Raw genomic sequence first — 26,016 nt, forward strand, 5'->3', positions numbered from 1 at the left:
TTTGTAGAGGGTTACCTTCTCTCCTTGAGTATACTTTGGAGCGTGGGTGGGGATGTTGTATGGATTCGTATTCACCCCGGAAGACGGCTTAAATTTTTGTAAGTGTAAATGTAAGGACGCCATATGAATGCTTTAGAAACAAAAATAGACTTTATTTTTTGCGCCAGTGTAATGGTTTTAGGAGGGCTTGCAGGAGTTGGTTATGCTCTTTATTTGGCTTTGCGTGAATTTCAATGGGGTGATGATGCCGGTTGGGGGTATGTTGTTATGGCAATTGGCGCAGGCATAATCGCGGCCAAGGGGATCCATAACGCTTTTCAGTATAAGTCCATTAATAAAATATAATTTAAGTCTATTTTACCTCAAGACTCGCCTATACCTAGGTGTCGGCCTTGAACTGGCGCTCTGCCGGCAGCCCATAATTAACCAGCGTTACTGGCGTTTTAATGACACTACATGTCTATAGATAAAATTTTATCTCTGTTAGGCGAAAAGCTGGGCCGAGAGTGCCCTAGCATCACTTTAAGGGCGCATATTTCTACAGGGCTACCCCCTGTACAGCCCGGTGAGGTTGATGAGCATACTGAACAATACTTGACGCTTAAGAGTGGGGATGAATTTTCCAAGGGACTTCCTACCGGATTTTGCGGTGGTGTTCTAGGGGTGGCTTCGCTAATAGTCTCAATGGCTCAATTGCTCAATGGCAATGTAGAAGAGTTTTCTAGCATGCTACTGCTAGCCTCGGTTTTTTTTGTTATTCCATTTGTTTGGGAGGTTCTAAGTCCCTTGCCCCTTCCGATCATGTTCAATAGACGTACACGTGAGGTTTATTTCGATCATAAGGGTGAGCTCTATCACACCCCTTGGAACGGCATAGCGGCGGTGGCTTATGAATATCAGATGGTGCATCAGAATACCGGCTCAATGAGTCAGGCTCCGCTGGAGGTGCTGGTACATCGCTATGGTAAGCCTGAACAGCAGTTATTGATTAATTTGGGTGTACCGGTCGGAAAAAGTATCGAGTTGCAGAGGCAGTTTTGGGAGTATTTGCGCTGCTATATGGAAAATGGACCTTGGTTTGATGCGGAGGGAAAAAGGACTGAGGATAATGCTTTTATTCGGGAGCAGCTTTCTTATGGGTGGAATAGAAAGCGTGATGCCATCAAGTTGACTTGGAAGCGTCGGCAGCATATGGAGTGGCCGAGTCTAGTGTTCATGTTGGCATATGAGCTGCTGATGTATCCCGCTTATGTGTTATGGGACTTTACTTTGGCGATGGCCAAGCGCCGTACTCGCAGTCAATGGCCAGATATCGTCCGTGAGCGCCTTAAGAGTGATGGGCCTACAACTCGACTGATAGATTTGGAACAGGCGTCAGCTGCTATTTCTCAAACTGCAACTTAACTCCTCAAGGAAGAAACATGTCACAAGCTATCTGGAATGCACCTGCCCATCTCAAGATCACAGCCCTGTTCTGGCCAAGTCTGGCGCTCAATGGGTTGTTGATTATCGCCGTGGTGAACTACTGGTTGGATTGGTCTTGGCCGCTCTACCTTGGGCTTTTTTGCAGCGCGGTATTGTTCACTATCAGCGCCGTCAGTGAGCGCGGCCGGCAGGTCAGCGTCTCGGCTGTGGGTAATGATTTGGTGTTTCGCAATGATGCAAAGAACTACCAGGTCACGATCCCTAGGCGGGATATTGAGGCGATCCGGTTACGCCGTTATCCGTTGTTCAAAGCACTGATCATCGACATCAAGGGTAATCAGCGTCTCACATTGAATAATGCGTTTGTTCCTGCGGACTTTCCTGTTTAGGAAATCAAGCTGCCAAGGTTGGCTGTCACTCTGGGCTGAGCCAATTTCAGCGACCACCGCCAGCCCAGCAGTGCAGCAGTTACCTATCCAGCCCCTGGCCTAGCGCCTGTTCCCCGACGCCCTGGAACTGTTCTACGAGGTGCCCCAAAGCATGCCACGTCGTGCACCCTATCAATGGCAGACGTACGCTCTCGCAGTGCGCGCGCAGGTGATTTTGCAGGGGGAGGGGCGTGATTGGATCTTCCCCGCACCTGCTCCGGCCGATGTGCTGAGCTACAACCCAACAAACCATGGGGAGCCGGATTTTGCCAAAACCAAGCAGCCCTTCTGGGCCAACGAACAGACCCATTCGGACAGCCAGCCGTAAGGATGCGCTATGACTGCCCACTACAGCCCCAGCGCCTACCAGCCGGCGCGCATTCCCGATCAGCCGGCAGCGGTCAAGCGCAGTTGGTTGTTCCGTTTTGGCAGCTCGCGCCTGCCGTGGGGCCATACAGAGGACATCGTGCCGCACAGCATGCTGAGCGGCACGACCCCCGGCTATCTGCGAGAAATCCAACGTCGTGAGTTCGCTCTACCCCGAGCGCGAGTACTGCGTGCATTACGACGAAAGCGACCTGCACTTTATCCAGCGGCTGTGGCGCGGCCAGTACCGCGAAGAACGCCATACCATGCGCCTTGCGCCCGATAAGCCAGGCGGGTATCCCGCCAGCCAGGCAACTATTCAAGGTCAGGCCGCAGCCAGGCTGCAGATCGACCCTTTGCTATTACTGGGTGCCCAAGATGCCGCAAACCGCTGACACCCAAACCACTACCCCACAGGGCCTGGATAAACCACGCAAGGCAGGGGATAGCCAGGGCTTTCCAGGTGGGCGGGTTAGCTACCTGGCGCCACTGCCACTGCCAACGGGTGAGCCGCCCCATGACTATGCCCACGCCATTGGCGAGGTGAATGACACCTACCTGAGCTTTGGTACTGGCTTGCCACCTGTATTTGGTTGGCAACTAAGGCTAGGCGGCCCATTTTCCGTCGGCATCATCATGCCAGGCATCCTATTTCCTCTCCTGATTGCCCTTCTGATCCCATTGATCGGTGGAACGCTTCTCGACACATGGCAAATGACTGTCGGGATGTTCGAGGAGGGGCTAAAAATAGGTTCAATGGGCGCACTAGCAATGTTAGTCCTAGCCCTAGCCACCTGGTGGCACAATCATATTCAACACAAAACCGTTATCGCCACGCGCTTCAACCGCCAACGCCGTGAAGTTTGCTTTGTACCCGAGGGTCATACCGAGCCCATCTTCGTACCCTGGGAACAGGTATCTGCTTGGGTAATCGAGGCGCGTGGGGTTACCCAATACGGTGTTCAAAGCCAGTTCGCCATGGGCGTGGGGTTTCACCATACGCCAAGCGGCCAGGATTACACACTGGAGTTCGCCACTGGCGGCCTGGGCATGGCCATTGGCAACTGGGAAGCCATTCGCGCCTATATGGATCACGAGATTCATAGCCTCAAGGACATTCAGGATACCTTCGACTTGCAAGGCCCGGACGACCCACCCCATGAGGGCCTGCACACCTTCTACAGCGCCAGAGAGCGCATGCGCCGTCGCTACCGCGAAGGCGAGGTCGGCAAGTGGTATGTGCTTGGTTGGTATCTCTATCACCTATGCACCTTGTGGACTCTACCTTTCCACCTCACCGAGTGGGACATAGGCCGGGTCAAGCGAATGCACCAACGTAATGTTCCCGAAGCCATGCGCGCTTGGTCAGAGCCTCTGCCCCCCGAACAATGGGCCAAGCCCAGTGACGAACTGCTCAGGCAACGCGAACTGCTGGCAAACCTGCGCCAACGTCATCCCCAAAGCTCGATATTCCATTTGATGGCAGAGGTGGTGCGTAGGGCTTCAAGCGACAGGAAGCAGGCCGGTGCCGTAAGCCGCTAATCTCAGCCCTCCATCTCTCCCGGCCTGGGTAAACCACACAAGGCCGGGGATAGTCAGGGCTCTGCAGGCGGGTGGGTAAGCTATCTGGCACCACTGCCAAGCCCTACAGGTCAGGCTGCAAATGACTTGATGAATATCATCTGGCTTAGAGAGCAGATGCTGTTGGATAGCGCTAGCTTTCCAAGGCTCAGGGTGGATGTGAATCGCCGTAGTGGGGCAGCTCAACCATCAACTTTCGCCCCGAAGTGTAACGCTTTTGGCTAGTTGCTTTGACCCATACTGCGCCGCATTAACAAAAACGAATAACTGCATCTGCGAAGAAGCTTTAAAGGTGAAACCGGCGTCCTGATGCTCATTCCTCCGCAGTTACCGATATAGACCCAGATCAATGCGCCCGCCCGGGCGCGTCTTTAGAATCGCGACCCCCTTGGATTGCCGAGCTCGCGGTTTATGGCCATTTCCCCTCGTTACCCCGAATTGCTGTCGCCTGCAGGCACCCTGAAGAATATGCGCTACGCCTTCGCCTACGGTGCCGATGCGGTGTATGCCGGGCAGCCGCGTTACAGCCTGCGGGTGCGCAACAACGAGTTCGACCACGCCAACCTGGCCCTGGGTATTGCCGAGGCCCATGCCCAAGGCAAGCAGTTCTATGTGGTGGTCAATATCGCGCCGCATAACGCCAAGTTAAAGACCTTCTTGAAGGATCTCGAGCCGGTGATTGCGATGGGACCGGATGCGCTGATCATGTCCGACCCCGGCTTGATCATGCTGGTGCGCGAGCACTTCCCGCAGATGCCTATCCATCTGTCGGTGCAGGCCAATGCGGTGAACTGGGCCAGCGTGCAGTTCTGGCAGCAGCAGGGCCTGTCCCGGGTGATCCTGTCGCGCGAATTATCGCTGGAAGAGATCGAGGAGATTCGCCAGCAAGTGCCGGGCATGGAGCTGGAGGTGTTCGTGCATGGCGCGCTGTGCATGGCCTATTCCGGGCGCTGCCTGCTGTCGGGCTATATCAACAAGCGCGACCCCAATCAGGGCACCTGCACCAATGCCTGCCGCTGGGAATACAAGGCCGAGCCGGCCGCCGAGAACGAGCTGGGCGATATCGTGCGCATGGTCGAACCGACCCTGGGTGTAGGTGCGCCCACCGATCAGGTGTTTCTGCTGGAAGACAGCACCCGTCCCGGCGAGCAGATGGCCGCCTATGAGGATGAGCACGGCACCTACATCATGAACTCCAAGGACCTGCGCGCGGTGCAGCATGTCGAGCGTCTGGTGCGCATGGGTGTGCATTCGCTGAAGATCGAGGGGCGCACCAAGAGTCACTTCTATGTGGCGCGCACCGCCCAGGTCTATCGCCGCGCCATCGATGACGCCCTGGCCGGCAAGCCCTTCGACCGCAGCCTGCTGGCGGGGCTGGAGTCCCTGGCCCATCGCGGTTACACCGAGGGCTTTCTGCGCCGCCATGTGCATGACGAATACCAGAACTACGAGCGCGGCAGCTCGGTCTCGGAACAGCAGCAGTTTGTCGGTGAGCTGACCGGCGAGCGCCGTGGCGAGCTGGCCGAGGTGCGGGTCAAGAACCGCTTTGCCCTGGGTGATGGCCTGGAGCTGATGACGCCCCAGGGCAATCTGCGCTTTAGCCTGGAGCAGCTGGAAAACCGCCAGGGCCAGGCCGTGTCGGTCGCCCCGGGCGATGGTCATGTGCTGTACCTGCCGTTGCCGGCCGAGGTGCAGCTGGACCACGGCCTGTTGATGCGCGATTTGTAGGGCTGCTGGCGGCAAGCAGAACTAATGATGCTGCGTAGGGTGGATGACGCTCTTTTCATCCACCGCAGGGCTGCGTCGCAATCCTGGTGGATGGGTAAAGCGTCATCCACCCTACGAGGTGGTGGCTGAGGAACTACATCGAATAGGCGCGCTGGCGGCGGCGGCTGTTGAGGGCCTGGAGCAGGGCCGGGAGGCTGTCCAGCTGCTGCTGGCGGGCCTTGCTCAGCAGGATCAGGGCCAGTTCGGCGGTGGCCAGGGCATCGGCGCTGGCGTGGTGGCGTTCCTGCACCTGCAGGCCGAAATGCGCGGTCCAGTCATCCAGGCCGGCGAGGCCCGGTTTGGCCTGGGGGCAGATCAGGGGGGCGATCTCGGCCACATCGAGGAAGGCATGACGCAGGCGGTAGCCCAGGCTCTGCTTGAGGGCGCGGGCCAGCATGCGCTGGTCGAACTCGGCGTGGAAGGCCAGCAAAGGGCTGTCGCCCACGAACTCCATAAAGTCCAGCAGGGCTTCGGCCGGTTCCACGCCGTTGGCGATCTGGCTGGGGGCGATGCCGTGGATCAGGGTGCTGGCGCTGGCCTGGTGACCGTCGCGCTGCAGGGTGCATTCGAACTGCTGACTCAGATCGATGGCGCCATTGTCGATTACCACCGCGCCAATCGACAGCACCTGATCGCGGCGCATGTTCAGCCCGCTGGTTTCCAGATCCAGCACCACGAAGCGCTGCTGGCGCAGGCTGCGTTCATCCAGTTCGGCCGGCTCGCGCAGCGCACGCAGGCGTTCCAGCTGATTGTGGGTCAGGGCCGGGCCACGGCCACTGAACCAGGTGAACTTGCTCATAGCTGATACCTCACGGCCAGGCTGCTCTGCAGCCGCTGCGCCTGGCGGAAGGACTCGCGCAGGATGCGCTGGTCCAGGTGGTTGAGGTGGTCGGGGTCGACCCGATTGGAGTAGGGCAGGCCATCACGGGCCTGCAGCTGGTGCTGCTGCAGACGGGCCTGCTGAATGTAGTGGTAGGCCTCTTCGTAGGCGGCGCCGTCCAGGGGCTCGATCACCCCCAGCTGACTCAGGGCGTGCAGGCGTTCCTGGGTGTTGCAGGCTGTCACGCCGTGGGCCAGGGCCAGCAGGCGCGCACCGTCGACGAAGGGCGTCAGGCCCTGCACCTTGAGGTCCAGGGTGTGTTTCTCGGCGCCCTTGCGGGCCACCACGAAGTCGCGGAACAGGCCCAGGGGCGGGCGCTGGAGCAGGGCGTTTTCGGCCAGCATACGCTGGAACAGGATATTGCCGGCCACGTCGCTGAGCAGCGCCTGGCGCAGCTGCTCGCAACCCTGGGGGTCGCCCCAGACCGCGCGCAGGTCGAAGTAGATGCAGGAGCTGAGCAGGTTTTCCGGGGTGGCGGCATGGATAAACTGGTTGAAGCGCTTGGCCCATTCCAGGCGCGACAGACACAGCTCGGGATTGCCGGCCATGATATTGCCCTTGCACAGGGTAAAGCCGCACTGCGCCAGGCGCTGGTTGATCTCCACGGCCAGGGGCAGCAGGCGCGCGCGAATGGCTGCGGCCTCGGCGGCGTCCTGGGCCTCGAACAGAATGCCGTTGTCCTGATCGGTGTGCAGGGTCTGCTCGCTGCGCCCTTCGCTGCCGAACACCAGCCAGGTAAAGGGGATGCCCGGGTCGCCCATGTCCTCCAGGGTCAGCTCGATCACCCGGCACACGGTGTGGTCGTTGAGCAGGGTGATCAGCTGGGTGATCTGGGTCGAGCTGGCGCCGTGGGCCAGCATGCTGTCGACCAGCTGGCGTACCTCGCTGCGCAGCGCGGCCAGGGTCTCGACCCGGCCGGCGTGGCGAATGGTGCGGGCCAGGTGGACCAGGTCGACACGCTGCAGGCTGAACAGGTCGCGCTCGGAAATCACCCCGCACAGCTGATCGTTTTCCACCAGGCAGACGTGGGCGATATGCCGCTCGGTCATGGCCATGGCCGCATCGAAGGCGCTGGCATCCGGCGGCAGATGGAAGGGCTGCGGGGTCATCAGCTGGTTGATCGGCTGGCTGAGGTCGACGCCATCGGCCACCACCCGGCGCAGGTCGCGCAGGGTAAAGATGCCCAGGGGTTTGTTGGCCGGATCGACCACCACGATGCTGCCCACCTGCTGTTCGTGCATCAGGCGTACGGCCTCGCGCAGCGGCATTTCCGGTGAGCAGCCGATGGGCTGACGCATGGCCAGCTGACCCAGGCGGGTGTCCAGGGAGTACTGGGCGCCCAGGGTTTCCACCGCGCGCATCTGCACCTGCTGGTTGACCTGATCGAGCAGGCTGCTAACCCCACGCAAAGCAAAGTCGCGCAGCGGGTTGGACAGGGCGAACAGCTTGACGAAGGCAGCCTTGGCCAGCAGCAGGCAGAAGGTGTCCTCGGCGGCCAGGTGGGCGGTACGGGTGGCGCGCTCGCCGATCAGCGCGGCCAGGGGGAAGCATTCACCGGTGGCGATCTCGAAGGTGGTCTCGGTGCCGCGTTTGGCCGTGTGCGGGCGCTCGCCGTGCACCCGGCCCTGCTTGACGATATAGAAGTGCTCCACCACGCCATCGCTAGGCTGGATGATGGTTTCGCCCTCGCCGTAGAAGCGCAGCTGGCAGTTCTCCACCAGATAGGCCAGGTGCGCGGTGTCCATCTGGTTGAATGGCGGGAATTTCTGCAGGAACGCCATGGTGCCGTGGATGTTCTGCAACACCGCGGTCTTGCCGGCTTGGGCGATGGCGTCGGCTGAGCTCATGGGCGGCCTCGGGAGTAAGGGGTATGAGGATCTTCGCGCCGCACAGTCAAGCCGGCCATTGGACATAAGTCTAGCTCCGCTCTGCGGCGCCCGGAGCGATGCGGGTCCGGCACGGGGGCAGCCCTCTGCTACAGTGGAAGTCACGGAGTGGGGGAGTGGTGCATGCGTTTTCTGATTGGCCTGGCCTTGTATTGCAGTGCTGTGGCGCTGGCTGTGGAGCCCATGGAAGCGGCCCTTTCCGAGTTGCAGCCGAGCACCCTCAGTCGGGCCGAGCAGCAGGCCGAACTGCAGTGGTTTATCGAGGCGGCCAAGCCTCTGCGCGGCACCCAGGTGCGGGTGATCGCCGAGCATATTCCCACCCACTGGTACGAGGCCAATGTGCTGGCACCGCTGTTCAGCCAGCTGACCGGCATCCGCGTGATTCACGAGATCAGCGGCGAGGACGATGTGGTCAACAAGCTGCGCACCCAGCAGCAGACCGGGCTGCCGCTGTATGACGCCTATATCAGCGACAGCGATCTGCTCGGCCAGCACTTTCGCGACGATCAGGTGCTGATACTGTCCGACTTTATCGATGGGGAGGGCGCCGCGGTGACCCTGCCGAGCCTGGATCTGGCCGACTTTATCGGGTTGCCCTTTGTCACCGCCCCGGACGGCGAGCTGTACCAGTTGCCGGATCAGCAGTTCGCCAACCTCTACTGGTATCGCCAGGACTGGTTCGAACGCCCGGAATTGCGCCAGGCCTTCCGCCAGCGTTATGGCTATGAGCTGGATGTGCCGCAGAACTGGTCGGCTTATGAGGATATCGCGGCTTTCTTCAGCGAGCAGGTCAAGGAAATAGACGGGCAGCGGGTCTATGGCCATATGGACTATGGTGGCTTCGATCCTTCCCTGGGCTGGCGCCTGTCCGATGCCTGGCTGGGCATGGCCGGAGTCGCCGATCTGGGTCTGCCCAATGGCCTGCCGGTGGATGACTGGGGCATTCGCGTCGAAGCCTGCCAGCCGGCCGGTGCCAGCATGGCCCGTGGCGGCGCCCTGGACAGCCCGGCGGCGGTCTATGCCCTGCAGCGCTATATCGACTGGCTCAAGCGTTATGCGCCGCCCGAGGCGCAGCAGATGAGTTTCAACCAGGCTGGCAATGTCGCGGCGCAAGGCCATATCGCCCAGCAGATATTCTGGTACACCGCCTTTACCGCCGACTACACCCAGCCAGGCAGCGCCGTGGTGGACGAGCAGGGCCTGCCCAGGTGGCGGGTGGCGCCTTCGCCGCGCGGCGCCTATTGGCGCGAGGGGATGAAATCCGGTTATCAGGATGTGGGCGCCTGGACGCTGCTCAAATCCACCCCGCTCAAGCAACAGCAGGCCGCCTGGCTATATGCCCAGTTCGTCACCGCCAAAAGCGTATCGCTGCGCAAGACCCTGGTGGGGCTGACGCCAATCCGCCGTTCCGACCTGGACTCCGCGCCCATGCTGGCGGCAGCGCCCAAGCTGGGCGGCCTGGTGGAGTTCTACCGCAGCCCGGCGGCGCGGCGCTGGACGCCGACCGGGGCCAATGTGCCGGACTACAGCGGCATGGCCAATCTCTGGTGGCGCCAGTTGCACCCGGCGGTCAGCGGTGAGCTGAGTGCGACTCAGGCCCTACAGAACCTGGCTCGCGCCTTCGACCGATACTTGCTGGCGGCCGGTCAGCGTCAGCGGCATGCCTGCGCCCCCAGGCTCAATCCCGAGCAGGGCGCGCTGTTCTGGTTGCAGCAACCCGGTGCGCCCTGGCCAGCCCTGGGGAACGAACGCCCGGCGGGGCAGACGCTGCCCTACACGGAGGCGCTGCATGCCTGGGATTAAGTCGTTGTTCGGCCTCGTTCTGCTGCTGTGCGGCCTGCCGTTGCAGGCCGAGGTGCGGCTGTATGCCTGGGAGCGACCGCCGCGGGTGCAGCTGAGTGAAAGCGGTGAGGCGAGGGGCCTGGTGCCCGAGCTGGTGGCGGAGCTGTTTCGTCGCGCGGGTGCGTCCTATCAACTGAGTTTCTTGCCACTGCAACGGGCCATGCGCCAGGTGCAGCGGGAGCCGGGCAGTTGTGTGCTGCTGGTGGAGCGGCGTCAGGAGCGCGACCCTTACTACAGCTGGATCGGCCCCTTGCTGATCTCCCGTCTGGGCCTCTATGCCCGCGCCGGCGATGACCTGCAGCTGGCCAGTCTGGAGCAGGCCCGCGGCTTGAGTATTCTCAGTCATCAGGGTTCCGGTGCCGGCGAATACCTCAGCAGTGTCGGCTTGCAGGTGATCAACTCGAACAAGGAAGCTCTCAACCTGAGCATGCTGCAGCGTGGTCGGGCACGTCTGTGGGCCACCAGTGCCACGGTGGTCAGCAGTTTTAATGGCCGCGAACCGCCGCGGGAGGTGCTGCCCTTTCTCACCCTGATGGAGGAAATTGCCTGCCACCCGCAGTTCGATCCGCAGTTGCAACAGCGCCTGCAGGCCGCCCTGCATCAACTCTATGCAGAGGACTGGGTTGCCGCCCTGTATGCCCGCCATGGTTTGACCCAGGAATAAAAAAACCGCCCCGGAGGGCGGTTCTCTTTGCTGCAGTCGCGGATTACAGACCGTTGGCGGCCTTGAACTCGCGGCGACGGCGGTGCAGGACCGGCTCGGTGTAGCCGTTGGGCTGCTTGGCCCCTTCGATCACCAGCTCCAGAGCGGCCTGGAAGGCGATGTTGCTGTCGAAGTTCGGTGCCAGCGGACGGTACAGCGGATCGCTGGCGTTCTGACGGTCAACCACCGGCGCCATGCGCTTGAGGCTGGCGACGATCTGCTCTTCAGTGGCGATGCCATGACGCAGCCAGTTGGCCAGCAGCTGGCTGGAGATGCGCAGGGTGGCGCGGTCTTCCATCAGGCCCACGTCATTGATATCCGGCACCTTGGAGCAGCCGACGCCCTGGTCGATCCAGCGCACCACGTAACCGAGGATACCCTGGGCGTTGTTGTCCAGTTCGTTCTGGATTTCCTCGGCCGACCAGTTGGTGTCCTGGGCCAGGGGGATGCTGAGGATATCGTCCAGGGAGGCGCGCTCGCGCTTGGCCAGCTCGGCCTGACGGGCAAACACGTCGACCTTGTGGTAGTGCAGGGCGTGCAAGGTGGCGGCGGTCGGCGACGGGACCCAGGCGGTGTTGGCGCCGGCCAGGGGGTGCATGATCTTCTGCTCGACCATGGCGGCCATCAGGTCAGGCATGGCCCACATGCCCTTGCCGATCTGTGCGCGGCCCTGCAGGCCGGTGGCCAGGCCGATATCGACGTTCCAGTTCTCGTAGGCGCTGATCCACTTCTCGGCCTTCATGGCGGCCTTGCGCACCACGGCGCCGGCTTCCATGGAGGTGTGGATCTCGTCACCGGTACGGTCGAGGAAGCCGGTGTTGATAAATACCACGCGCTCGCTGGCGGCCTTGATGCACGCCTTGAGGTTGACGGTGGTGCGGCGCTCTTCGTCCATGATGCCGACTTTCAGGGTGTTGCGGGTCAGGCCCAGCACGTCTTCCACGCGACCGAAGATCTCGGTGGTGAAGGCGACTTCTTCCGGGCCGTGCATCTTCGGCTTAACGATATACACGCTGCCGGTGCGGGTGTTCTTGCGGCTGGTGTTGCCATTGAGGTTATGGATGGCAATCAGGCTGGTGAACAGGGCGTCCTGGATGCCTTCCGGGATCTCGTTGCCTTCGGCATCGAGAATGGCCGGGTTGGTCATCAGGTGGCCGACGTTGCGCACGAACAGCAGGCTGCGGCCGTGCAGGGTCAGCTCGCTGCCGTCGGTCTTGGTGTAGACGCGGTCCGGGTTCATGGTGCGGGTAAAGGTCTGGCCGCCCTTGCTGACTTCTTCAGCCAGGTCGCCCTTCATCAGGCCCAGCCAGTTCTTGTACACCACGACCTTGTCGTCGGCATCGACGGCGGCGACCGAGTCTTCGCAGTCCATGATGGTGGTCAGGGCGGCTTCCATCAGCACGTCCTTGACACCGGCGGCGTCGGTGCTGCCGATCGGGCTGCTGGCATCGATCTGGATTTCGAAGTGCAGGCCGTTGTGCTTGAGCAGCACGGCGACCGGTGCATGGGCATCGCCCTGGAAACCGATCAGCTGGCTGGCGTCTTTCAGGCCGGTGGTGCTGCCGTCCTTGAGTTCCACCAGCAGGGTGCGGTCTTCGATGTGGTAGCGGGTGGCGTTGACATGGGAGTCGGCGGCCAGGGGCGCGGCTTCGTCGAGGAAGGCGCGGGCGAAGGCGATCACCTTGTCACCACGAACCTTGTTGTAGCCACGGCCCTTCTCGGCGCCGCCTTCTTCGCTGATCACGTCGGTGCCGTACAGGGCATCGTACAGCGAGCCCCAGCGGGCATTGGAGGCGTTCAGGGCGAAACGTGCGTTCATCACCGGCACCACCAGCTGCGGGCCGGCCAGGCGGGCGATCTCTTCGTCGACGTTGGCGGTGGTGGCCTGGAAGTCTTCCGGTTCCGGCAGCAGGTAGCCGATTTCCTGGAGGAAAGCCTTGTAGGCGGCCGCGTCATGGGCCTGGCCTTTACGGGCCTGGTGCCAGGCGTCGATCTGCGCCTGGATCGCATCGCGCTTGGCGAGCAGGGCACGGTTTTTCGGGGCCAGGTCATTGATGACCGCTTCGGCACCCGCCCAGAATTTCTCGGCAGCGATGCCGGTACCGGGGATGGCTTCGTTATTGACGAAGTCAAACAGCACTTTGGCGACCTGCAGGCCACCGACTTGAACGCGTTCAGTCATCACTTGCCTCACTCTGCTCAGCTCTACTCAATAGCCGCGTCGGACCCGGGAATTTAAGTCTTGTAGTCCGAGGCGCGGCATACTACATCAAGATCCGGGGAAAATCAGTGGGTGTGCGTCGCTCTGCGACCAAGAAGTGCTTTGCAGTCACTCTGTGCGGCTTTTTGTCACTTGTTCTCAATATTATTGTTACATAAATACTCAAAAACTGTATACAAGATATTGGCTCGGTCATCCCTGTCAGCCTGCCTATACTCAAGGCTCCGAACAATGAGGCCTTGGTCTATGCCCATCCGTACGGCCACCCTGGCCGATCTCGATCTTCTGGCGCCGCTGTTTGCCGACTACCTGGCCTTCTATGAAGTGGCCAAGCCGGCTGGCGAGGTGCGCGACTTTGTTGCAACCCGGCTGCAGCGTGGCGATTCGCAGCTGTTCCTCGCCCTGGATGAGCAGGGCCGGGGGCTGGGCTTTGTGCAGCTCTATCCCTTCTTCGCCTCCCTGGCCTTGCGTCCGGCCTGGCTGCTGAGCGATCTGTATGTCAGCCCCCTGGCACGGCGTCAGGGCCTGGGCGAGGCGTTGATGAATGCGGCCCGGCAGCATGCCCTGGCCACGGGAGCCTGCGGTTTGCAGTTGGAGACGGCAAGAGGCAATCTGGCTGCACAGGCCCTCTATGAACGCCTTGGCTATGTGCGAGACGAGGTGTTCTATACCTACTGGTTGGCGCTCGACTGAGTGCCGCGCAAGGAGTTGTTTATGGATCATCTGGTATTGACGGTTATCGCTCAGGATCAACCGGGGTTGGTGGAGCGCATCGCCCTGTGCATCAGCGAGCAGGGTGGCAACTGGCTGGAAAGCCGTATGGCGCGTATGGCCGGGCAGTTCGCCGGCATTCTGCGGGTAGAAGTGCCCCGGGCGGCCCATGCCGATCTGGTGGCGGCTCTGGATGGCCTGCAGGCCCAGGGCATTCGTGTGCTGGTGGCGCCGGGTGGCGAGGCGCCGACCCAGGCCTGGCAGGAGATTCGTCTGGAGCTGGTGGGCAATGATCGCCCTGGTATCGTGCGTGATATCACCCGTCTGCTCAGCAGCCATGGGGTCAACCTGGAAAGCCTGAACACCGAGGTGCTGCCGGCACCCATGAGTGGCGAGTTGCTGTTCCGCGCCGAAGCCTTGCTGGCGGTGCCGCAGAGCCTGGCCCTGGAACAGCTGCAGAGCCAACTGGAAACCCTGGCCGATGATCTGATGGTGGAACTTAAGCTGCATTCCGACAGCTGACAGCCTTATCCACGCGGTCTGTGGATAAGACTGTGGGTAGCATGAGGAGCCCCGGAGCACCGCCTAGTGTCCCGGGGCTTTTTGCTAAGTGGTTGGAAATTAAGCAGTTACCGCGCTGTTTTGCACAAGGGCCGGGGATGCTTCTGTGGATAAGCCGGGGGTAAGCGAGCATAGCCCAGGCGTGGCCAGGGCTGTGCCTGGTTGATCGTTTTTTATACAGGCAGGTGTTTGCGCTGCTTGAACTCAGTAGGGTGCGCTGTGCGCACCTGTGCTTGGCTGCCAGCCTCGGTGCGCACAGCGCACCCTACCCATTGCCCCCTGCATTCTGCCCTAGGCAGACTGGCGTTTGCGCAGGCTGAGCCAGGCATCCAGGCTGTAGAGCCCCAGGCCGGCCCAGATAAAGGTAAAGGCCAACAGGGTGCTGGGGCTAAAGTGCTCGCCGAACAGGAAGATCGCCTGTAACAGCACCAGGGTCGGCGCCAGGTACTGCAGGAAACCCAGGGTGGTGTAGGGCAGATGGCGTGCCGCCGCGTTGAAGCACACCAGCGGCACCAGGGTGATGGGGCCAGCGGCGATCAGCCAGAGCGCCTGGGGCGTGCTCCAGAACTCGGCCTGGGTGCTCAGTGCCACCGGATGCAGCAGTAACCAGCCCATGGCCAGGGGTAGCAGCAGCCAGGTTTCCACCACCAGGCCGGGCAGGGCGGCGACCGGCGCCTGCTTGCGGATCAGGCCGTAGAAGCCGAAGGTCAGGGCCAGCACCAGGGACACCCAGGGCAGGCTGCCCAGTTGCCACACCTGCTGCGCCACGCCCAGGGCGGCCAGGCCCACGGCCAGCCACTGCAGGCGACGCAGGCGCTCGCCGAGAATCAGCATGCCGAGCAGCACATTCACCAGCGGGTTGATGTAGTAACCCAGGCTGGCTTCGAGCATGCGTTCATTGTTGACTGCCCACACATAGACCAGCCAGTTGCTGGCGATCAGCAGGCCGCTGGCAGCCAGTACGGCCAGGCGCCATGGATTGTCACGCAGCTCGCGCAGCCAGCCGGGGTGTTTCCAGACCAGCAGCAACAGGGCGCCGAACAAGGCCGACCAGAGCGCCCGGTGGACGATGATCTCCAGTGCCGGTACCTGCTCGATCACCTTGAAGTAGAGCGGGAACAGGCCCCAGATAATGTAGGCGGTCAGGCCGAGAATATACCCGCGACGCGGGTTGGCGGTGGCCATGGGGAGTCCTTGTTGAGGCACTGGTAAAGGCCGGGATTCTAGTCGGCGGGCGATGAGCTTGTCTGGATGGGCAGGTTTTTCTGTGTGGGCAAACGCCACCTGGCTGTAAAAAAGGCGTTACACATAGCCGGGTAACTGTAGCGGTCTCTCTGTAGAAACCCGCGTTCGTAGGGTGCGCACGGCGCACCCTACGCATTGGTCCCGAAAGCAGTCCTGTAGCCCGGATGCAATCCGGGGCGCATCCGGTTTACCCAGAGCGCGTCAGAACAGTTTGAGCGGTTCTTCATCCAGCGCGGCCAGCTGTTCGCGCAGAATCAGAATCTGCTCGCCCCAGTAACGTTCGCTGCCGAACCAGGGAAAGCTGATGGGGAAGGCCGGGTCGTCCCAGCGTCGCGCCAGCCAGGCGCTGTAGTGCAGCAGGCGCAGGCTGCGCAGCCCTTCGATCAGCGGCAGTTCGCGGGGGTTGAAGTCGTGGAACTCCTGATAGCCGTCCATCAGTTCGGACAGCTGGCCGAGACGTTCGTGGCGCTCGCCGGCCAGCATCATCCACAGATCCTGTACCGCCGGGCCCATGCGGCAGTCGTCCAGGTCGACCATATGGAAGGTGTCGTCGCGGCACAGCAGGTTGCCGGGGTGGCAGTCGCCATGCAGGCGGATGGCCTGCACCGGGTGGGCGGCGAACAGGGCGTCCAGGCGTTTGAGCAGATCGCGCGCCACCGACTCGTAGGCCGGCAGCAGGCTGCGCGGAATAAAACCACCATTGAGCAGGGTGGCCAGGGATTCGTGGCCGAAGTTGCCGACCGCCAGTGCCTCGCGATGGGCGAATGGTTTGAGTGAACCCACCGCATGCAGGCGGCCGAGCAGCTGGCCGAGGCGGTAAAGCTGATCCAGATTGCCCGGCTCAGGCGCCCGGCCGCCGCGTCTTGGAAACAGGGCAAAGCGAAAGCCGGCGTGTTCGAACAGGGTTTCACCGTCGCGCACCAGCGGCGCCACCACCGGCACCTCGCACTCGGCCAGCTCGAAGCTGAAGCTGTGCTCCTCGCGTATCGCCGCGTCAGACCAGCGCCCGGGGCGGTAGAACTTGGCGATCAGCGGCGTTTCATCCTCGATGCCCACCTGATAGACGCGGTTTTCGTAGCTGTTCAGGGCCAGCACGCGGGCGTCGCTGAGGTAGCCGATGCTCTCCACGGCATCCAGCACCAGATCGGGTGTGAGTGCGGCAAAGGGATGGGACATGGGCGACTCCAGGGTAATTGGCCGCAGAGTGTAGCGCTTATCCGTAGCTGGCCGCTTAATCCCCCGGCTTCGGTGTGCGCGCCAGGCAGTACACATCCACCCGTGCCGCGCCGGCGTCCAGCAGCAGGCGTGCCAGGCGTTCGGCGGTGGCGCCGGTGGTCAGCACATCATCGATCAGGGCCAGGTGCAGGCTCTTGACCTGGCTGCCGGGGGCCAGGGCGAAGGCATGACGCAGGTTGCGCTTGCGGGTGGCGGCGTCCAGTTGCTGCTGGGCGGGGGTGTCGATCACCCGTTGCAGCCAATGCAGTTGCAGGGGCAGATCAAGCGGCTTGCTGAGCCAGCGGGCCAGCATGGCGGCCTGATTGAAGCCGCGCTGGCGCTGACGTTGCCTGGCCAGGGGAACGGGGAGCAGCAGGTCGGGGCGCGTCAGGCCCTCATCAAAGGCATGACGCAGATGCTCGGCGAGCAATTCGCCAAGCAGGTGGCCGATGGGCCAGTGGCTCTGATGCTTGAAGCGGGTGATCAGGCTGTCCACCGGGAAGGCATAGCGCCAGGGCGCTTCCACTCGGCTGAAACTGGGTGGCTTGCTCAGGCAGGCGCCACAACTCATGTCCGCCAGGGGCAGCGGCAGGGCACAGACCCGACAGTGGCTGCCCAGCCAGGGCAGGTCGGTTTCGCAGGGGCTGCAGATGGGGGGGTGTCCGGGCTCGGCCGGTTCGTCGCAGAGCAGGCAGCAGGGGCGCTGTTGTAACCAGCAGGGGCGGCGCAGGGGCAGTAACGACATGCGGCTCTTCCTTGAGCAAATGCCATTACTCTAGGTCGGCCTCAGCGGATCAGCCAGCCCAGCAGCATCAGACCCAGCAGCAGCCACAGCACGCCGGCGACAAAGGCCTTGCGTGTCAGCGCGCATACCCCCTTGTAGAGCAGGAACAGGCCCAGGGCCAGAAAGATAAAGCTGAAGATCGACTGGTTGATGCCAATGGCCTGGGCCATGCCGGCGAAGAAATCATCGATGGCATCGGCAATGCCGCCGAGAAAGCCCGATAACAGATCCACCACAAAGCGAATGACACTGCCAATGGCGTGGCCCAGCCAGCCAAAAAAGCCTTCTACCTGCATAAAGAGTCCTGCGAGAGAGCGATTAAAAAATAATCAGATGTAAACCTGTGTCTTGTGTTTGGTTGACAGCATCCAAGATCCACATATGATGCCCTAAGCCTGAATGCCGCGTCGCCCATGGTGATGCGCGCAGCCCCAACCAGAACGCCACCCGCGTCGAAGGAATTGCCATGAGTGCCACTGCCGCCATCTCCACCCGCCATGACTGGACCCTCGCCGAGGTCAAGGCGCTGTTTCAGCAGCCGTTCAATGACCTGCTGTTCCAGGCGCAGACCGTGCACCGTCAGCACTTCGATGCCAACCGCGTGCAGGTGTCCACCCTGCTGTCGATCAAGACCGGTGCCTGCCCGGAAGACTGCAAGTACTGCCCGCAGTCCGGCCACTACAACACCGGTCTGGATAAAGAAAAACTGATGGAAGTGGAAAAGGTGCTCAAAGCGGCCGCCGAGGCCAAGGCTATTGGCTCCACCCGCTTCTGCATGGGCGCGGCCTGGAAGCACCCGAGCGCCAAGGACATGCCCTATGTGCTGAAGATGGTCGAAGGGGTCAAGGCCCTGGGCCTGGAAACCTGCATGACCCTGGGCAAGCTGGACAAGGAGCAGACCCAGGCCCTGGCCGCCGCCGGCCTGGACTACTACAACCACAACCTGGACACCTCGCCGGAGTTCTACGGCAATATCATCACCACCCGCACCTACGCCGAGCGCCTGGAAACCCTGGCCCACGTGCGTGAGGCGGGGATGAAGATCTGCTCCGGCGGCATCCTCGGCATGGGCGAGTCCCTGGATGATCGCGCCGGGCTGCTGATCCAGCTGGCCAATCTGCCGGAGCACCCGGAAAGCGTGCCGATCAATATGCTGGTCAAGGTCAAGGGCACGCCTCTGGCTGATGAGCAGGACGTCGACTCCTTCGACTTTATCCGCATGCTCGCCGTGGCGCGGATCATGATGCCCAAGTCCCATGTGCGCCTGTCCGCCGGCCGTGAGGCGATGAACGAGCAGATGCAGGCCCTGGCCTTCTTCGCGGGCGCCAACTCGATCTTCTACGGCGAGAAGCTGCTGACCACCGCCAACCCCCAGGCCGACAAGGATATGCAGCTGTTCGCCCGCCTCGGCATCCAGCCGGAAGCGCGCGAAGAGCACGCCGACGAAGTGCACCAGGCGGCCATCGAGCAGGCCCTGGTGGAACAGCGCGACTCCCAGCAGTTCTATAACGCCGCGGTCTGAATTCAGGCGGTGAATGAGCTTCGCGTCATCCACCCGACGTAGTCCTTTGAGGGTGGATAACCCGCTTGCGGTTATCCACCGGGTTTTGCCATGCCTTTCGATCTTGCCACTCGCCTCGCCGAGCGCCGCGCCGCCAACCTCTATCGCCAACGCCCGCTGCTGGAATCACCGCAGGGGCCGCGGGTGCAGGTTGATGGCCGCGAGCTGCTGGCCTTCTGCTCCAACGACTACCTGGGCCTGGCCAGCCACCCCGAGGTGATCGAAGCCTGGCGTGCCGGGGCGCAGAAGTGGGGCGTGGGCGGCGGCGCGTCGCATCTGGTGATCGGTCACAGCACCCCGCACCATGAGCTGGAAGAAGCCCTGGCCGAATTTACCGGCAGGCCCCGTGCGCTGCTGTTTTCCACCGGTTATATGGCCAACCTGGGCGCGGTCACCGCCCTGGTCGGGCAGGGCGACAGCGTGCTGGAGGATCGGCTTAATCACGCCTCGTTGCTGGATGCCGGGCTGTTGTCCGGCGCGCGCTTTTCCCGCTACCTGCATAACGATGCGGTGAGCCTGGCCAATCGCCTGCGCAAAGTGACGGGCAACACGCTGATCGTTACCGATGGCGTATTTAGTATGGATGGCGACCTGGCCGATCTGCCGGCGCTCTGTGCCGAAGCGCGCAAGGTCGGCGCCTGGGTGATGGTCGACGACGCCCATGGCTTCGGCCCCCTGGGCGCCACCGGCGCTGGCATCGTCGAGCACTTCGGCCTGGGTGTGGAGGATGTGCAGGTGCTGGTCGGCACCCTGGGCAAGGCCTTCGGCACCGCTGGCGCCTTTGTCGCCGGCAGCGAAGAATTTATCGAGACTCTGGTGCAGTTCGCCCGCCCCTATATCTACACCACCAGCCAGCCGCCGGCCCTGGCCTGCGCCACCCTGAAAAGCCTGGAGCTGCTGCGCCGCGAGCACTGGCGCCGCGAACACCTGAATGGCCTGATCCGGCGCTTTCGCGAGGGCGCCCAGGCCATCGGCCTGGAGCTGATGGACAGCGCCACGCCGATCCAGCCGATCCTGGTCGGCGACAGCGGTCGCGCCCTGCAGCTGTCGCAGTTGCTGCGCGAGCGCGGCCTGCTGGTCACCGCCATTCGCCCGCCCACCGTGCCGGCCGGCAGCGCGCGCCTGCGCGTGACCCTGTCCGCCGCCCATAGTCGGGAGCAGCTGGAACTGCTGCTGGAGGCCCTGGCCGAGTGCTGGCCGTTGCTGGCTGGCGAGGATACCGTCCATGCGTGATCGCCTGATCCTGCTGCCCGGCTGGGGCCTCGGCACTGCGCCGCTGGAGCCGTTGGCGGCTGCCCTGCGTGGCCTCGATCCGCGCCTGCATGTCGAGATCGAACCGCTGCCGCCGCTGGATTCCAGCGACCCCGCCGACTGGCTGGATCAGCTGGATGCCAATCTGCCACAGGATGCCTGGCTCGGCGGCTGGTCCCTGGGTGGCATGCTGGCCGCCGAGCTGGCCGCGCGCCGGGGCGAGCGCTGTGCCGGTCTGCTGACCCTGGCCAGCAATCTGCGCTTTGTCGCCGCGCCAAGCTGGCCTGCGGCTATGCCGGCCGAGACCTTTAATGTCTTTCGCCAGGGTTGCGCCAGCGATGCGTCCGCCACCCTGAAACGCTTTGCCCTGCTCTGTGCCCAGGGCGCCGCGGATGCCCGTGGCCTGTCGCGGCAGTTGCTCGGCGCCGCGCCGCAGCCCCAGGCTGAGCCCCTGCTGGCGGGTCTGGATCTGCTGGCGGCCCTGGATACCCGCGCGGCCCTGCAGGGGTTTGTCGGCCCACAACTGCATCTATTTGCCGGCGCCGATGGCCTGGTACCGGCTGGCGCTGCGTCAGCCTTGCTGGAGCTGTTGCCCGATATCGAAATCGGCCTGATCGATCAGGCCAGCCACGCCTTTCCTCTGGAGCGACCCCATGAAGTGGCCGCGGCGATCCAGGGCTTTCTGCATGAGGCCGGCGATGACTGAGTTCTGTGTAGGGTGCGCTGTGCGCACCGCCTCAGAGGCTGCCATGGTGCGCACGGCGCACCCTACGCCGAGGTTAGCCGATGACTGAAGCCTTCCAGGCTGGCGGCCTGCCAGACAAGCGCCAGGTGGCCGCCTCCTTCTCCCGCGCCGCCGAGAGCTACGACAGTGTCGCCGCCCTGCAGCGTTCGGTCGGCCAGCAGCTGCTGGCGCAGTTGCCCGCCACGATCAGCTCAGCGCGCTGGCTCGATCTGGGCTGTGGCACCGGCTATTTCAGTCGCGCCCTGGGCGAGCGTTTCCCGACCAGCCAGGGCGTGGCTATGGATATCGCCGAAGGCATGTTGCGCCATGCGCAGCCGTTGGGCGGTGCACAGCAGTTTATCGCCGGTGATGCCGAACGCCTGCCGTTGCGTGAGGCGTCCTGCGACCTGCTGTTTTCCAGCCTGGCATTGCAGTGGTGCGCGAATTTCCAGGCGGTGCTGAGCGAAGCCGAACGGGTGCTGTGTCCCGGTGGCGTGCTGGCTTTCAGCAGCCTGTGCGTTGGCACCCTGCAGGAGCTGCGCGATAGCTGGCAGGCGGTAGACGGCTTTGTTCACGTCAACCGCTTCCGCCGCTTCGAGGATTACCAGCGCCTGTGCGACCAAACCGGCTTGCAGCTGCTAAGCCTGCAGCGCCAGGCTGAAGTGCTGCATTACCCGGATCTGCGCAGCCTGACCCATGAGCTGAAAGCTCTGGGGGCACATAATCTCAACCCCGGCCGGCCCGGTGGTCTGACCGGGCGGGCGCGTATGCGGGCGCTGCTCGATGCCTATGAACAGTTCCGCCAGCCCCAGGGGCTGCCCGCCACCTATCAGGTGGTCTACGGCCTGCTGCGTAAGGAGCAATAGCCATGCCTTCAGCTTTTTTTGTTACGGGTACGGATACGGAAATCGGCAAAACCACCATCGCCGCCGGTCTGCTGCATGCCGCGCGGATGAGTGGACTGACCACCGCCGCGGCCAAGCCGGTAGCCTCGGGATGTGCGCGCACGGCTGACGGTCTGCGCAATGACGACGCCCTGGCGCTGCTGGGTGAATGCAGCCTGGCGCTGCGCTATGACGAGGTCAACCCGCTGGCTTTCGAGCCCGCCATCGCGCCCCATCTGGCCGCCCGTGAGGCGGGGGTACAGTTGGATGTGGCCAGTCTGCTCGGGCCGGTCCAGGCTATCTTGGCCAAGGGCGCCGAGTTGACCCTGGTGGAAGGCGCGGGCGGTTGGCGCGTGCCGCTGGCCGGCCGCGAGAATCTGTCTGATCTGGCCGTGGCCCTGGGCTTGCCGGTGATCTTGGTGGTCGGCGTACGCCTGGGTTGCATCAATCAGGCTGTGCTGACGGCCGAGGCCATTGCCCGTGACGGGCTGCCGCTGGCCGGTTGGGTGGCCAACCTGGTCGACCCACAGACCTCGCGTCTGGAGGATAACCTGGCCACCCTGGCCGAGCGCCTGTCAGCGCCTTGTCTGGGGTTTGTGCCGCGCCTGGCGCAGGCCATGCCGGCCGCAGTGGCCAGCCATCTGGACCTGGGTTTTTTGCAGCATCAGCTATAAGCAGTAACAAAGCCATAGCCTTTTGCTCGTACATTTTTTGAGCAAAGTCTGCTTCAATTGAAGCGTTACCGACTTGCCATAGCGGGAGCTTGCGCATGGAAATTTCTGGAAGCGCCTTCAACTCAGGCATCAATACCATTCAAGCCGGCCAGCGCCGGGTTGATCAGGCCGCTGCGGATATCGCCAGCAATGCGGTCGCAGCACAACCTCAGCCCAGCTCTGCGCCGCCGGCCACCCAGGTCAATCCGGCGCCCAGCTCTGCCGAGCAGCGTCGTCCCGATCTGGCGGAAAGCCTGGTGGCCCTGCGTCAGGGGCAGAACGAGGCTGAAGCCGGCGCCAAGGTGGTCAAGACCGCCGATGAAGTGCTCGGCACCCTGATCGATACCAGCGCCTGACACGCTAGCCCCGAGCGTAATCAGGGCCAAAGGGAGCAGGTGACTCAGGGGCGAGGAGTGATTGCATGCAGATAGGCGGCGCCTCGTCGTATCCTGCGCCTGCAGCCTCATTACTGCCGGCACGACCTGTTTCGTCCAGTGTTTCCCCGGACGTCAGTGCCGATATAGCCCGCGCCACCCAGCCGCCCGCCAGTGCCCCCCAGGCTCTGGCGGACGAACAATCTGCTTCGGCTCGCGAAGAGGCCGATAAGTCCAGTGAACAGAACGCAGAACGCCGTGCCGATGGTCGGGAGCAGGCCAGCCCGCGCGAGGAGCGTCTTGAACAGCTGGAGCTTGCCAAGCTCAGCCAGCGCGACCAGGAAGTCCGCGCCCATGAGCAGGCCCACGCTGCCGTCGGCGGGCGCTACACCGGCGCCCCCAGCTATACCTACACCCGTGGGCCGGATGGCAAGCGCTACGCCGTAGGGGGCGAGGTCAGCATCGACAGCGGCCCGATTCCCAATGACCCGCAAGCCACCCTGCGCAAGATGGAAATCGTCCTGCGTGCCGCCCTGGCCCCGGCTGAGCCCTCGGCGCAGGACCTGCGTGTTGCCGCCCAGGCCCAGGTGCAGATGGCCCAGGCCCGGGCCGAATTGTCCCAGTTGCGCCGGGAGGAGACCCAGGCCAGTCGCGAAGCTCAGGCTCAGCGTGCGGAAGAAGCCAAGCAACGGGAGGCTGAGCAGCAGGCGGCCGAGCAGACAAAAAGCAGCAGCACCGTGCAGCAGGATCTGCCGCCACCGCCTAGTCTTGATCTTTACCAGCGCGCCGCTGCGCTGCCGCCCATCGGCGAGCTGATCAATCTGCAGGCCTGACAGTCGCCAGGGGGTGTTGACATCACCAGGGCATAAACGTATGTTTCAAACGCCTGTTTGATTTGCCTGGTTTGTCAGTGGCAAGCCAGGTGCGGGAATGGTCCCGAAAACGACCGCGTGACGGTCACCTACACACCAAGAATCCACCGCAGAGGTTAACCGCTATGCCTGATTACAAGGCCCCCTTGCGTGATATCCGTTTCGTTCGCGACGAACTGCTCGGCTACGAAGCGCACTATCAAAGCCTGCCTGGCTGCCAGGACGCTACTCCGGACATGGTCGACGCCATTCTCGAAGAAGGCGCCAAGTTCTGTGAGCAGGTGATCGCTCCTCTGAACCGTGTGGGTGACACCGAAGGCTGTACCTGGTCCCCGGAAGGCGTGAAAACCCCAACTGGCTTCAAAGAGGCCTACCAGCAGTTCGTTGAAGGTGGCTGGCCGAGCCTGGCCCATGACGTTGACCACGGCGGCCAAGGCCTGCCGGAGTCCCTGGGTCTGGTGATCAGCGAGATGGTCGGCAGCGCCAACTGGTCCTGGGGCATGTACCCGGGCCTGTCCCACGGTGCGATGAACACCCTGGACGCCCACGGCACCGACGAGCAGAAGCACACCTACCTGACCAAGCTGGTATCCGGCGAGTGGACCGGCACCATGTGCCTGACCGAGCCGCACTGCGGTACCGACCTGGGCATGCTGCGCACCAAGGCCGAGCCGCAGGCTGACGGCAGCTACAAGGTGTCCGGCACCAAGATCTTTATCTCCGCTGGCGAACACGACATGGCCGACAACATCGTCCATATCGTCCTGGCCCGCCTGCCCGACGCCCCGCAAGGCACCAAGGGTATCTCGCTGTTTATCGTGCCCAAGTTCCTGCCGAAGGAAGATGGCAGCATCGGCGCGCGCAATGCCGTGTCCTGTGGCTCCATCGAGCACAAGATGGGCATCCACGGCAACGCCACCTGCGTGATGAACTTTGACGGCGCCACCGGTTACCTGATCGGCCCGGCCAACAAAGGTCTGAACTGCATGTTCACCTTTATGAACACCGCCCGCCTGGGTACCGCCCTGCAGGGCCTGGCCCACGCCGAAATCGGCTTCCAGGGTGGCCTGAAGTACGCTCGCGAGCGTCTGCAGATGCGTTCCCTGACTGGCCCGAAAGCGCCGGACAAGGCGGCCGACCCGATCATCGTGCACCCGGACGTGCGTCGCATGCTGCTGACCATGAAGGCGTTCGCCGAAGGCAACCGTGCCATGGTCTACTTCACCGCCAAGCAGGTCGACATCGTCAAGTACAGCCAGAACGAAGAAGAGAAGAAAGCCGCCGACGAACTGCTGGCCTTCCTCACTCCGATCGCCAAGGCCTTTATGACCGAAGTCGGCTTCGAGTCCGCTTCCCACGGCATGCAGATCTACGGTGGCCACGGCTTTATCGCCGAGTGGGGCATGGAGCAGAACCTGCGTGACTGCCGCATCTCCATGATGTACGAAGGCACCACCGGCGTTCAGGCCCTCGACCTGCTGGGCCGCAAGATCCTGATGACCCAGGGCGGCGCCCTGAAGAACTTCACCAAGATCGTGCACAAGTTCTGCCAGACCAACGAGTCCAACGATGCCGTCAAGGAATTCGTTGAGCCGCTGGCCAAGCTGAACAAGGAGTGGGGCGACCTGACCATGAAAGTGGGCATGGCCGCGATGAAGGACCGTGAAGAAGTCGGTGCCGCTTCGGTGGACTACCTGATGTATTCCGGTTACGCCTGCCTGGCCTACTTCTGGGCCGACATGGCGCGCCTGGCTGCCGAGAAGCTGGCTGCCGGTACTGACGACGAGGCCTTCTACAAGGCCAAGTTGCAGACCGCCCGCTTCTACTTCGCGCGCATCCTGCCGCGTACCCGCACCCATGTGGAAGCCATGCTGTCCGGCGCCAGCAACCTGATGGACATGGCCGAAGAAGACTTCGCCCTGGGCTACTAAGCCACCCGCAGTTGCTGCACAAAAACCGCCACCCCGAATGGGGCGGCGGTTTTTTTATGGCTGCCAGCAAGGCGAACGCCGCGCTGGCGTT

General features: G+C 62.7%; 25 protein-coding genes and 1 pseudogene. 19 read left to right on the forward strand and 7 right to left on the reverse strand.

From position 1 onward, the window contains the following. Window positions 1-123: 123 nt before the first annotated feature. From GJV18_RS03475 to trhP, 7 genes and pseudogenes are all read left to right on the forward strand, one after another. Window positions 124-345 carry a hypothetical protein gene (locus GJV18_RS03475; protein WP_160343326.1) on the forward strand — a complete coding sequence of 74 codons (222 nt, stop codon included), beginning with the start codon at window positions 124-126 and terminating at the stop codon, window positions 343-345. A 111-nt stretch (window positions 346-456) separates the two neighbouring features. Beyond that, entirely contained in the window at window positions 457-1,404 is a 948-nt protein-coding gene (locus GJV18_RS03480; RefSeq protein ID WP_233280065.1) for a DUF6708 domain-containing protein, read from the forward strand. A 17-nt stretch (window positions 1,405-1,421) separates the two neighbouring features. Then, window positions 1,422-1,814, forward strand: coding sequence for a hypothetical protein (locus tag GJV18_RS03485; RefSeq protein ID WP_160343327.1), 393 nt, complete (start codon window positions 1,422-1,424; stop codon window positions 1,812-1,814). Between the two features lie 151 nt (window positions 1,815-1,965). After that, window positions 1,966-2,181 carry a hypothetical protein gene (locus GJV18_RS03490; RefSeq protein WP_233280066.1) on the forward strand — a complete coding sequence of 72 codons (216 nt, stop codon included), beginning with the start codon at window positions 1,966-1,968 and terminating at the stop codon, window positions 2,179-2,181. A gap of 196 nt (window positions 2,182-2,377) precedes the next feature. Then, window positions 2,378-2,614 (forward strand): annotated as a pseudogene (locus GJV18_RS03495) (contractile injection system protein, VgrG/Pvc8 family); the annotation flags it as partial. Then, window positions 2,598-3,761, forward strand: a complete 1,164-nt coding sequence (locus GJV18_RS03500; protein WP_233280067.1) for a hypothetical protein — start codon at window positions 2,598-2,600, stop codon at window positions 3,759-3,761. The pseudogene GJV18_RS03495 and the gene GJV18_RS03500, both read left to right, overlap by 17 nt. A gap of 450 nt (window positions 3,762-4,211) precedes the next feature. Beyond that, window positions 4,212-5,528, forward strand: coding sequence for a prephenate-dependent tRNA uridine(34) hydroxylase TrhP (gene trhP / locus GJV18_RS03505; RefSeq protein ID WP_160343329.1), 1,317 nt, complete (start codon window positions 4,212-4,214; stop codon window positions 5,526-5,528). Between the two features lie 133 nt (window positions 5,529-5,661). Here the strand turns inward: trhP and GJV18_RS03510 are convergent, their stop codons facing one another. Together GJV18_RS03510 and GJV18_RS03515 are read right to left on the reverse strand one after the other, a co-directional pair. Next, window positions 5,662-6,366, reverse strand: coding sequence for a 3'-5' exonuclease (locus GJV18_RS03510; RefSeq protein WP_160343330.1), 705 nt, complete (start codon window positions 6,364-6,366; stop codon window positions 5,662-5,664). Beyond that, window positions 6,363-8,294, reverse strand: a complete 1,932-nt coding sequence (locus GJV18_RS03515) for a putative nucleotidyltransferase substrate binding domain-containing protein (protein ID WP_160343331.1) — start codon at window positions 8,292-8,294, stop codon at window positions 6,363-6,365. The genes GJV18_RS03510 and GJV18_RS03515 overlap by 4 nt, the downstream gene beginning before the upstream one ends. A gap of 162 nt (window positions 8,295-8,456) precedes the next feature. Here GJV18_RS03515 and GJV18_RS03520 point away from each other — a divergent pair, with 162 nt between their 5' ends. Continuing rightward, window positions 8,457-10,136, forward strand: coding sequence for an ABC transporter substrate-binding protein (locus tag GJV18_RS03520; RefSeq protein WP_160343332.1), 1,680 nt, complete (start codon window positions 8,457-8,459; stop codon window positions 10,134-10,136). Then, the gene (locus GJV18_RS03525) at window positions 10,123-10,839 is read left to right on the forward strand and encodes a substrate-binding periplasmic protein (RefSeq protein ID WP_160343333.1); all 717 of its coding nucleotides are present in this window, start codon (window positions 10,123-10,125) and stop codon (window positions 10,837-10,839) included. The genes GJV18_RS03520 and GJV18_RS03525 overlap by 14 nt, the downstream gene beginning before the upstream one ends. A 43-nt stretch (window positions 10,840-10,882) precedes the next feature. On the opposite strand, the gene GJV18_RS03530 is transcribed toward GJV18_RS03525, so the two are convergent. Further along, window positions 10,883-13,060 carry a malate synthase G gene (locus GJV18_RS03530; RefSeq protein ID WP_160343334.1) on the reverse strand — a complete coding sequence of 726 codons (2,178 nt, stop codon included), beginning with the start codon at window positions 13,058-13,060 and terminating at the stop codon, window positions 10,883-10,885. 285 nt (window positions 13,061-13,345) lie between these two features. Between GJV18_RS03530 and GJV18_RS03535 the strand changes: the two genes are divergently transcribed. Then, window positions 13,346-13,792 (forward strand): GNAT family N-acetyltransferase, encoded by a 447-nt coding sequence (locus GJV18_RS03535; RefSeq protein WP_160343335.1) that lies wholly within the window; start codon window positions 13,346-13,348, stop codon window positions 13,790-13,792. 21 nt (window positions 13,793-13,813) lie between these two features. Beyond that, window positions 13,814-14,332 carry a glycine cleavage system protein R gene (locus tag GJV18_RS03540; protein WP_160343336.1) on the forward strand — a complete coding sequence of 173 codons (519 nt, stop codon included), beginning with the start codon at window positions 13,814-13,816 and terminating at the stop codon, window positions 14,330-14,332. Window positions 14,333-14,662: 330 nt separating this feature from the next. Here GJV18_RS03540 and rarD read toward each other — a convergent pair whose 3' ends face one another. The 4 genes from rarD to GJV18_RS03560 all read right to left on the reverse strand — a co-directional run bounded on the left by rarD (window position 14,663) and on the right by GJV18_RS03560 (window position 17,911). Further along, window positions 14,663-15,556, reverse strand: coding sequence for an EamA family transporter RarD (gene rarD, locus GJV18_RS03545; protein WP_160343337.1), 894 nt, complete (start codon window positions 15,554-15,556; stop codon window positions 14,663-14,665). 261 nt (window positions 15,557-15,817) lie between these two features. Continuing rightward, window positions 15,818-16,792, reverse strand: coding sequence for a serine/threonine protein kinase (locus GJV18_RS03550; RefSeq protein ID WP_160343338.1), 975 nt, complete (start codon window positions 16,790-16,792; stop codon window positions 15,818-15,820). 55 nt (window positions 16,793-16,847) lie between these two features. Continuing rightward, on the reverse strand, window positions 16,848-17,576 hold the full coding sequence (locus tag GJV18_RS03555) for a ComF family protein (RefSeq protein WP_160343339.1): 729 nt from the start codon (window positions 17,574-17,576) through the stop codon (window positions 16,848-16,850). Window positions 17,577-17,617: 41 nt separating this feature from the next. Next, the gene (locus GJV18_RS03560; protein WP_160343340.1) at window positions 17,618-17,911 is read right to left on the reverse strand and encodes a hypothetical protein; all 294 of its coding nucleotides are present in this window, start codon (window positions 17,909-17,911) and stop codon (window positions 17,618-17,620) included. 170 nt (window positions 17,912-18,081) lie between these two features. Between GJV18_RS03560 and bioB the strand changes: the two genes are divergently transcribed. The 8 genes from bioB (at window position 18,082) to GJV18_RS03600 (ending at window position 25,925) form a co-directional block, all read left to right on the forward strand. Continuing rightward, window positions 18,082-19,137, forward strand: coding sequence for a biotin synthase BioB (gene bioB / locus GJV18_RS03565; protein ID WP_160343341.1), 1,056 nt, complete (start codon window positions 18,082-18,084; stop codon window positions 19,135-19,137). Between the two features lie 90 nt (window positions 19,138-19,227). Further along, complete coding sequence (bioF, locus tag GJV18_RS03570) at window positions 19,228-20,409, forward strand: 8-amino-7-oxononanoate synthase (RefSeq protein WP_160343342.1); 1,182 nt, start codon at window positions 19,228-19,230, stop codon at window positions 20,407-20,409. Continuing rightward, window positions 20,402-21,133, forward strand: a complete 732-nt coding sequence (locus GJV18_RS03575) for an alpha/beta fold hydrolase (RefSeq protein WP_160343343.1) — start codon at window positions 20,402-20,404, stop codon at window positions 21,131-21,133. Before bioF ends, GJV18_RS03575 begins: the two co-directional genes overlap by 8 nt. An 80-nt stretch (window positions 21,134-21,213) precedes the next feature. Further along, window positions 21,214-22,017, forward strand: coding sequence for a malonyl-ACP O-methyltransferase BioC (gene bioC / locus GJV18_RS03580; protein WP_160343344.1), 804 nt, complete (start codon window positions 21,214-21,216; stop codon window positions 22,015-22,017). 2 nt (window positions 22,018-22,019) lie between these two features. Next, window positions 22,020-22,709 carry a dethiobiotin synthase gene (bioD, locus tag GJV18_RS03585; RefSeq protein WP_160343345.1) on the forward strand — a complete coding sequence of 230 codons (690 nt, stop codon included), beginning with the start codon at window positions 22,020-22,022 and terminating at the stop codon, window positions 22,707-22,709. A 95-nt stretch (window positions 22,710-22,804) separates the two neighbouring features. Continuing rightward, window positions 22,805-23,104: a hypothetical protein gene (locus GJV18_RS03590; RefSeq protein ID WP_160343346.1), complete on the forward strand. Its 300-nt coding sequence runs from the start codon at window positions 22,805-22,807 to the stop codon at window positions 23,102-23,104. A gap of 65 nt (window positions 23,105-23,169) precedes the next feature. Further along, the gene (locus GJV18_RS03595; protein ID WP_160343347.1) at window positions 23,170-23,955 is read left to right on the forward strand and encodes a putative metalloprotease CJM1_0395 family protein; all 786 of its coding nucleotides are present in this window, start codon (window positions 23,170-23,172) and stop codon (window positions 23,953-23,955) included. A gap of 164 nt (window positions 23,956-24,119) precedes the next feature. Then, window positions 24,120-25,925 (forward strand): phenylacyl-CoA dehydrogenase, encoded by a 1,806-nt coding sequence (locus tag GJV18_RS03600; RefSeq protein WP_160343348.1) that lies wholly within the window; start codon window positions 24,120-24,122, stop codon window positions 25,923-25,925. The last annotated feature ends 91 nt before the right edge of the window (window positions 25,926-26,016 follow it).

Origin of the sequence: Pseudomonas xionganensis, from assembly GCF_009763245.1 — a bacterium.
GTDB lineage: Bacteria > Pseudomonadota > Gammaproteobacteria > Pseudomonadales > Pseudomonadaceae > Aquipseudomonas > Aquipseudomonas xionganensis.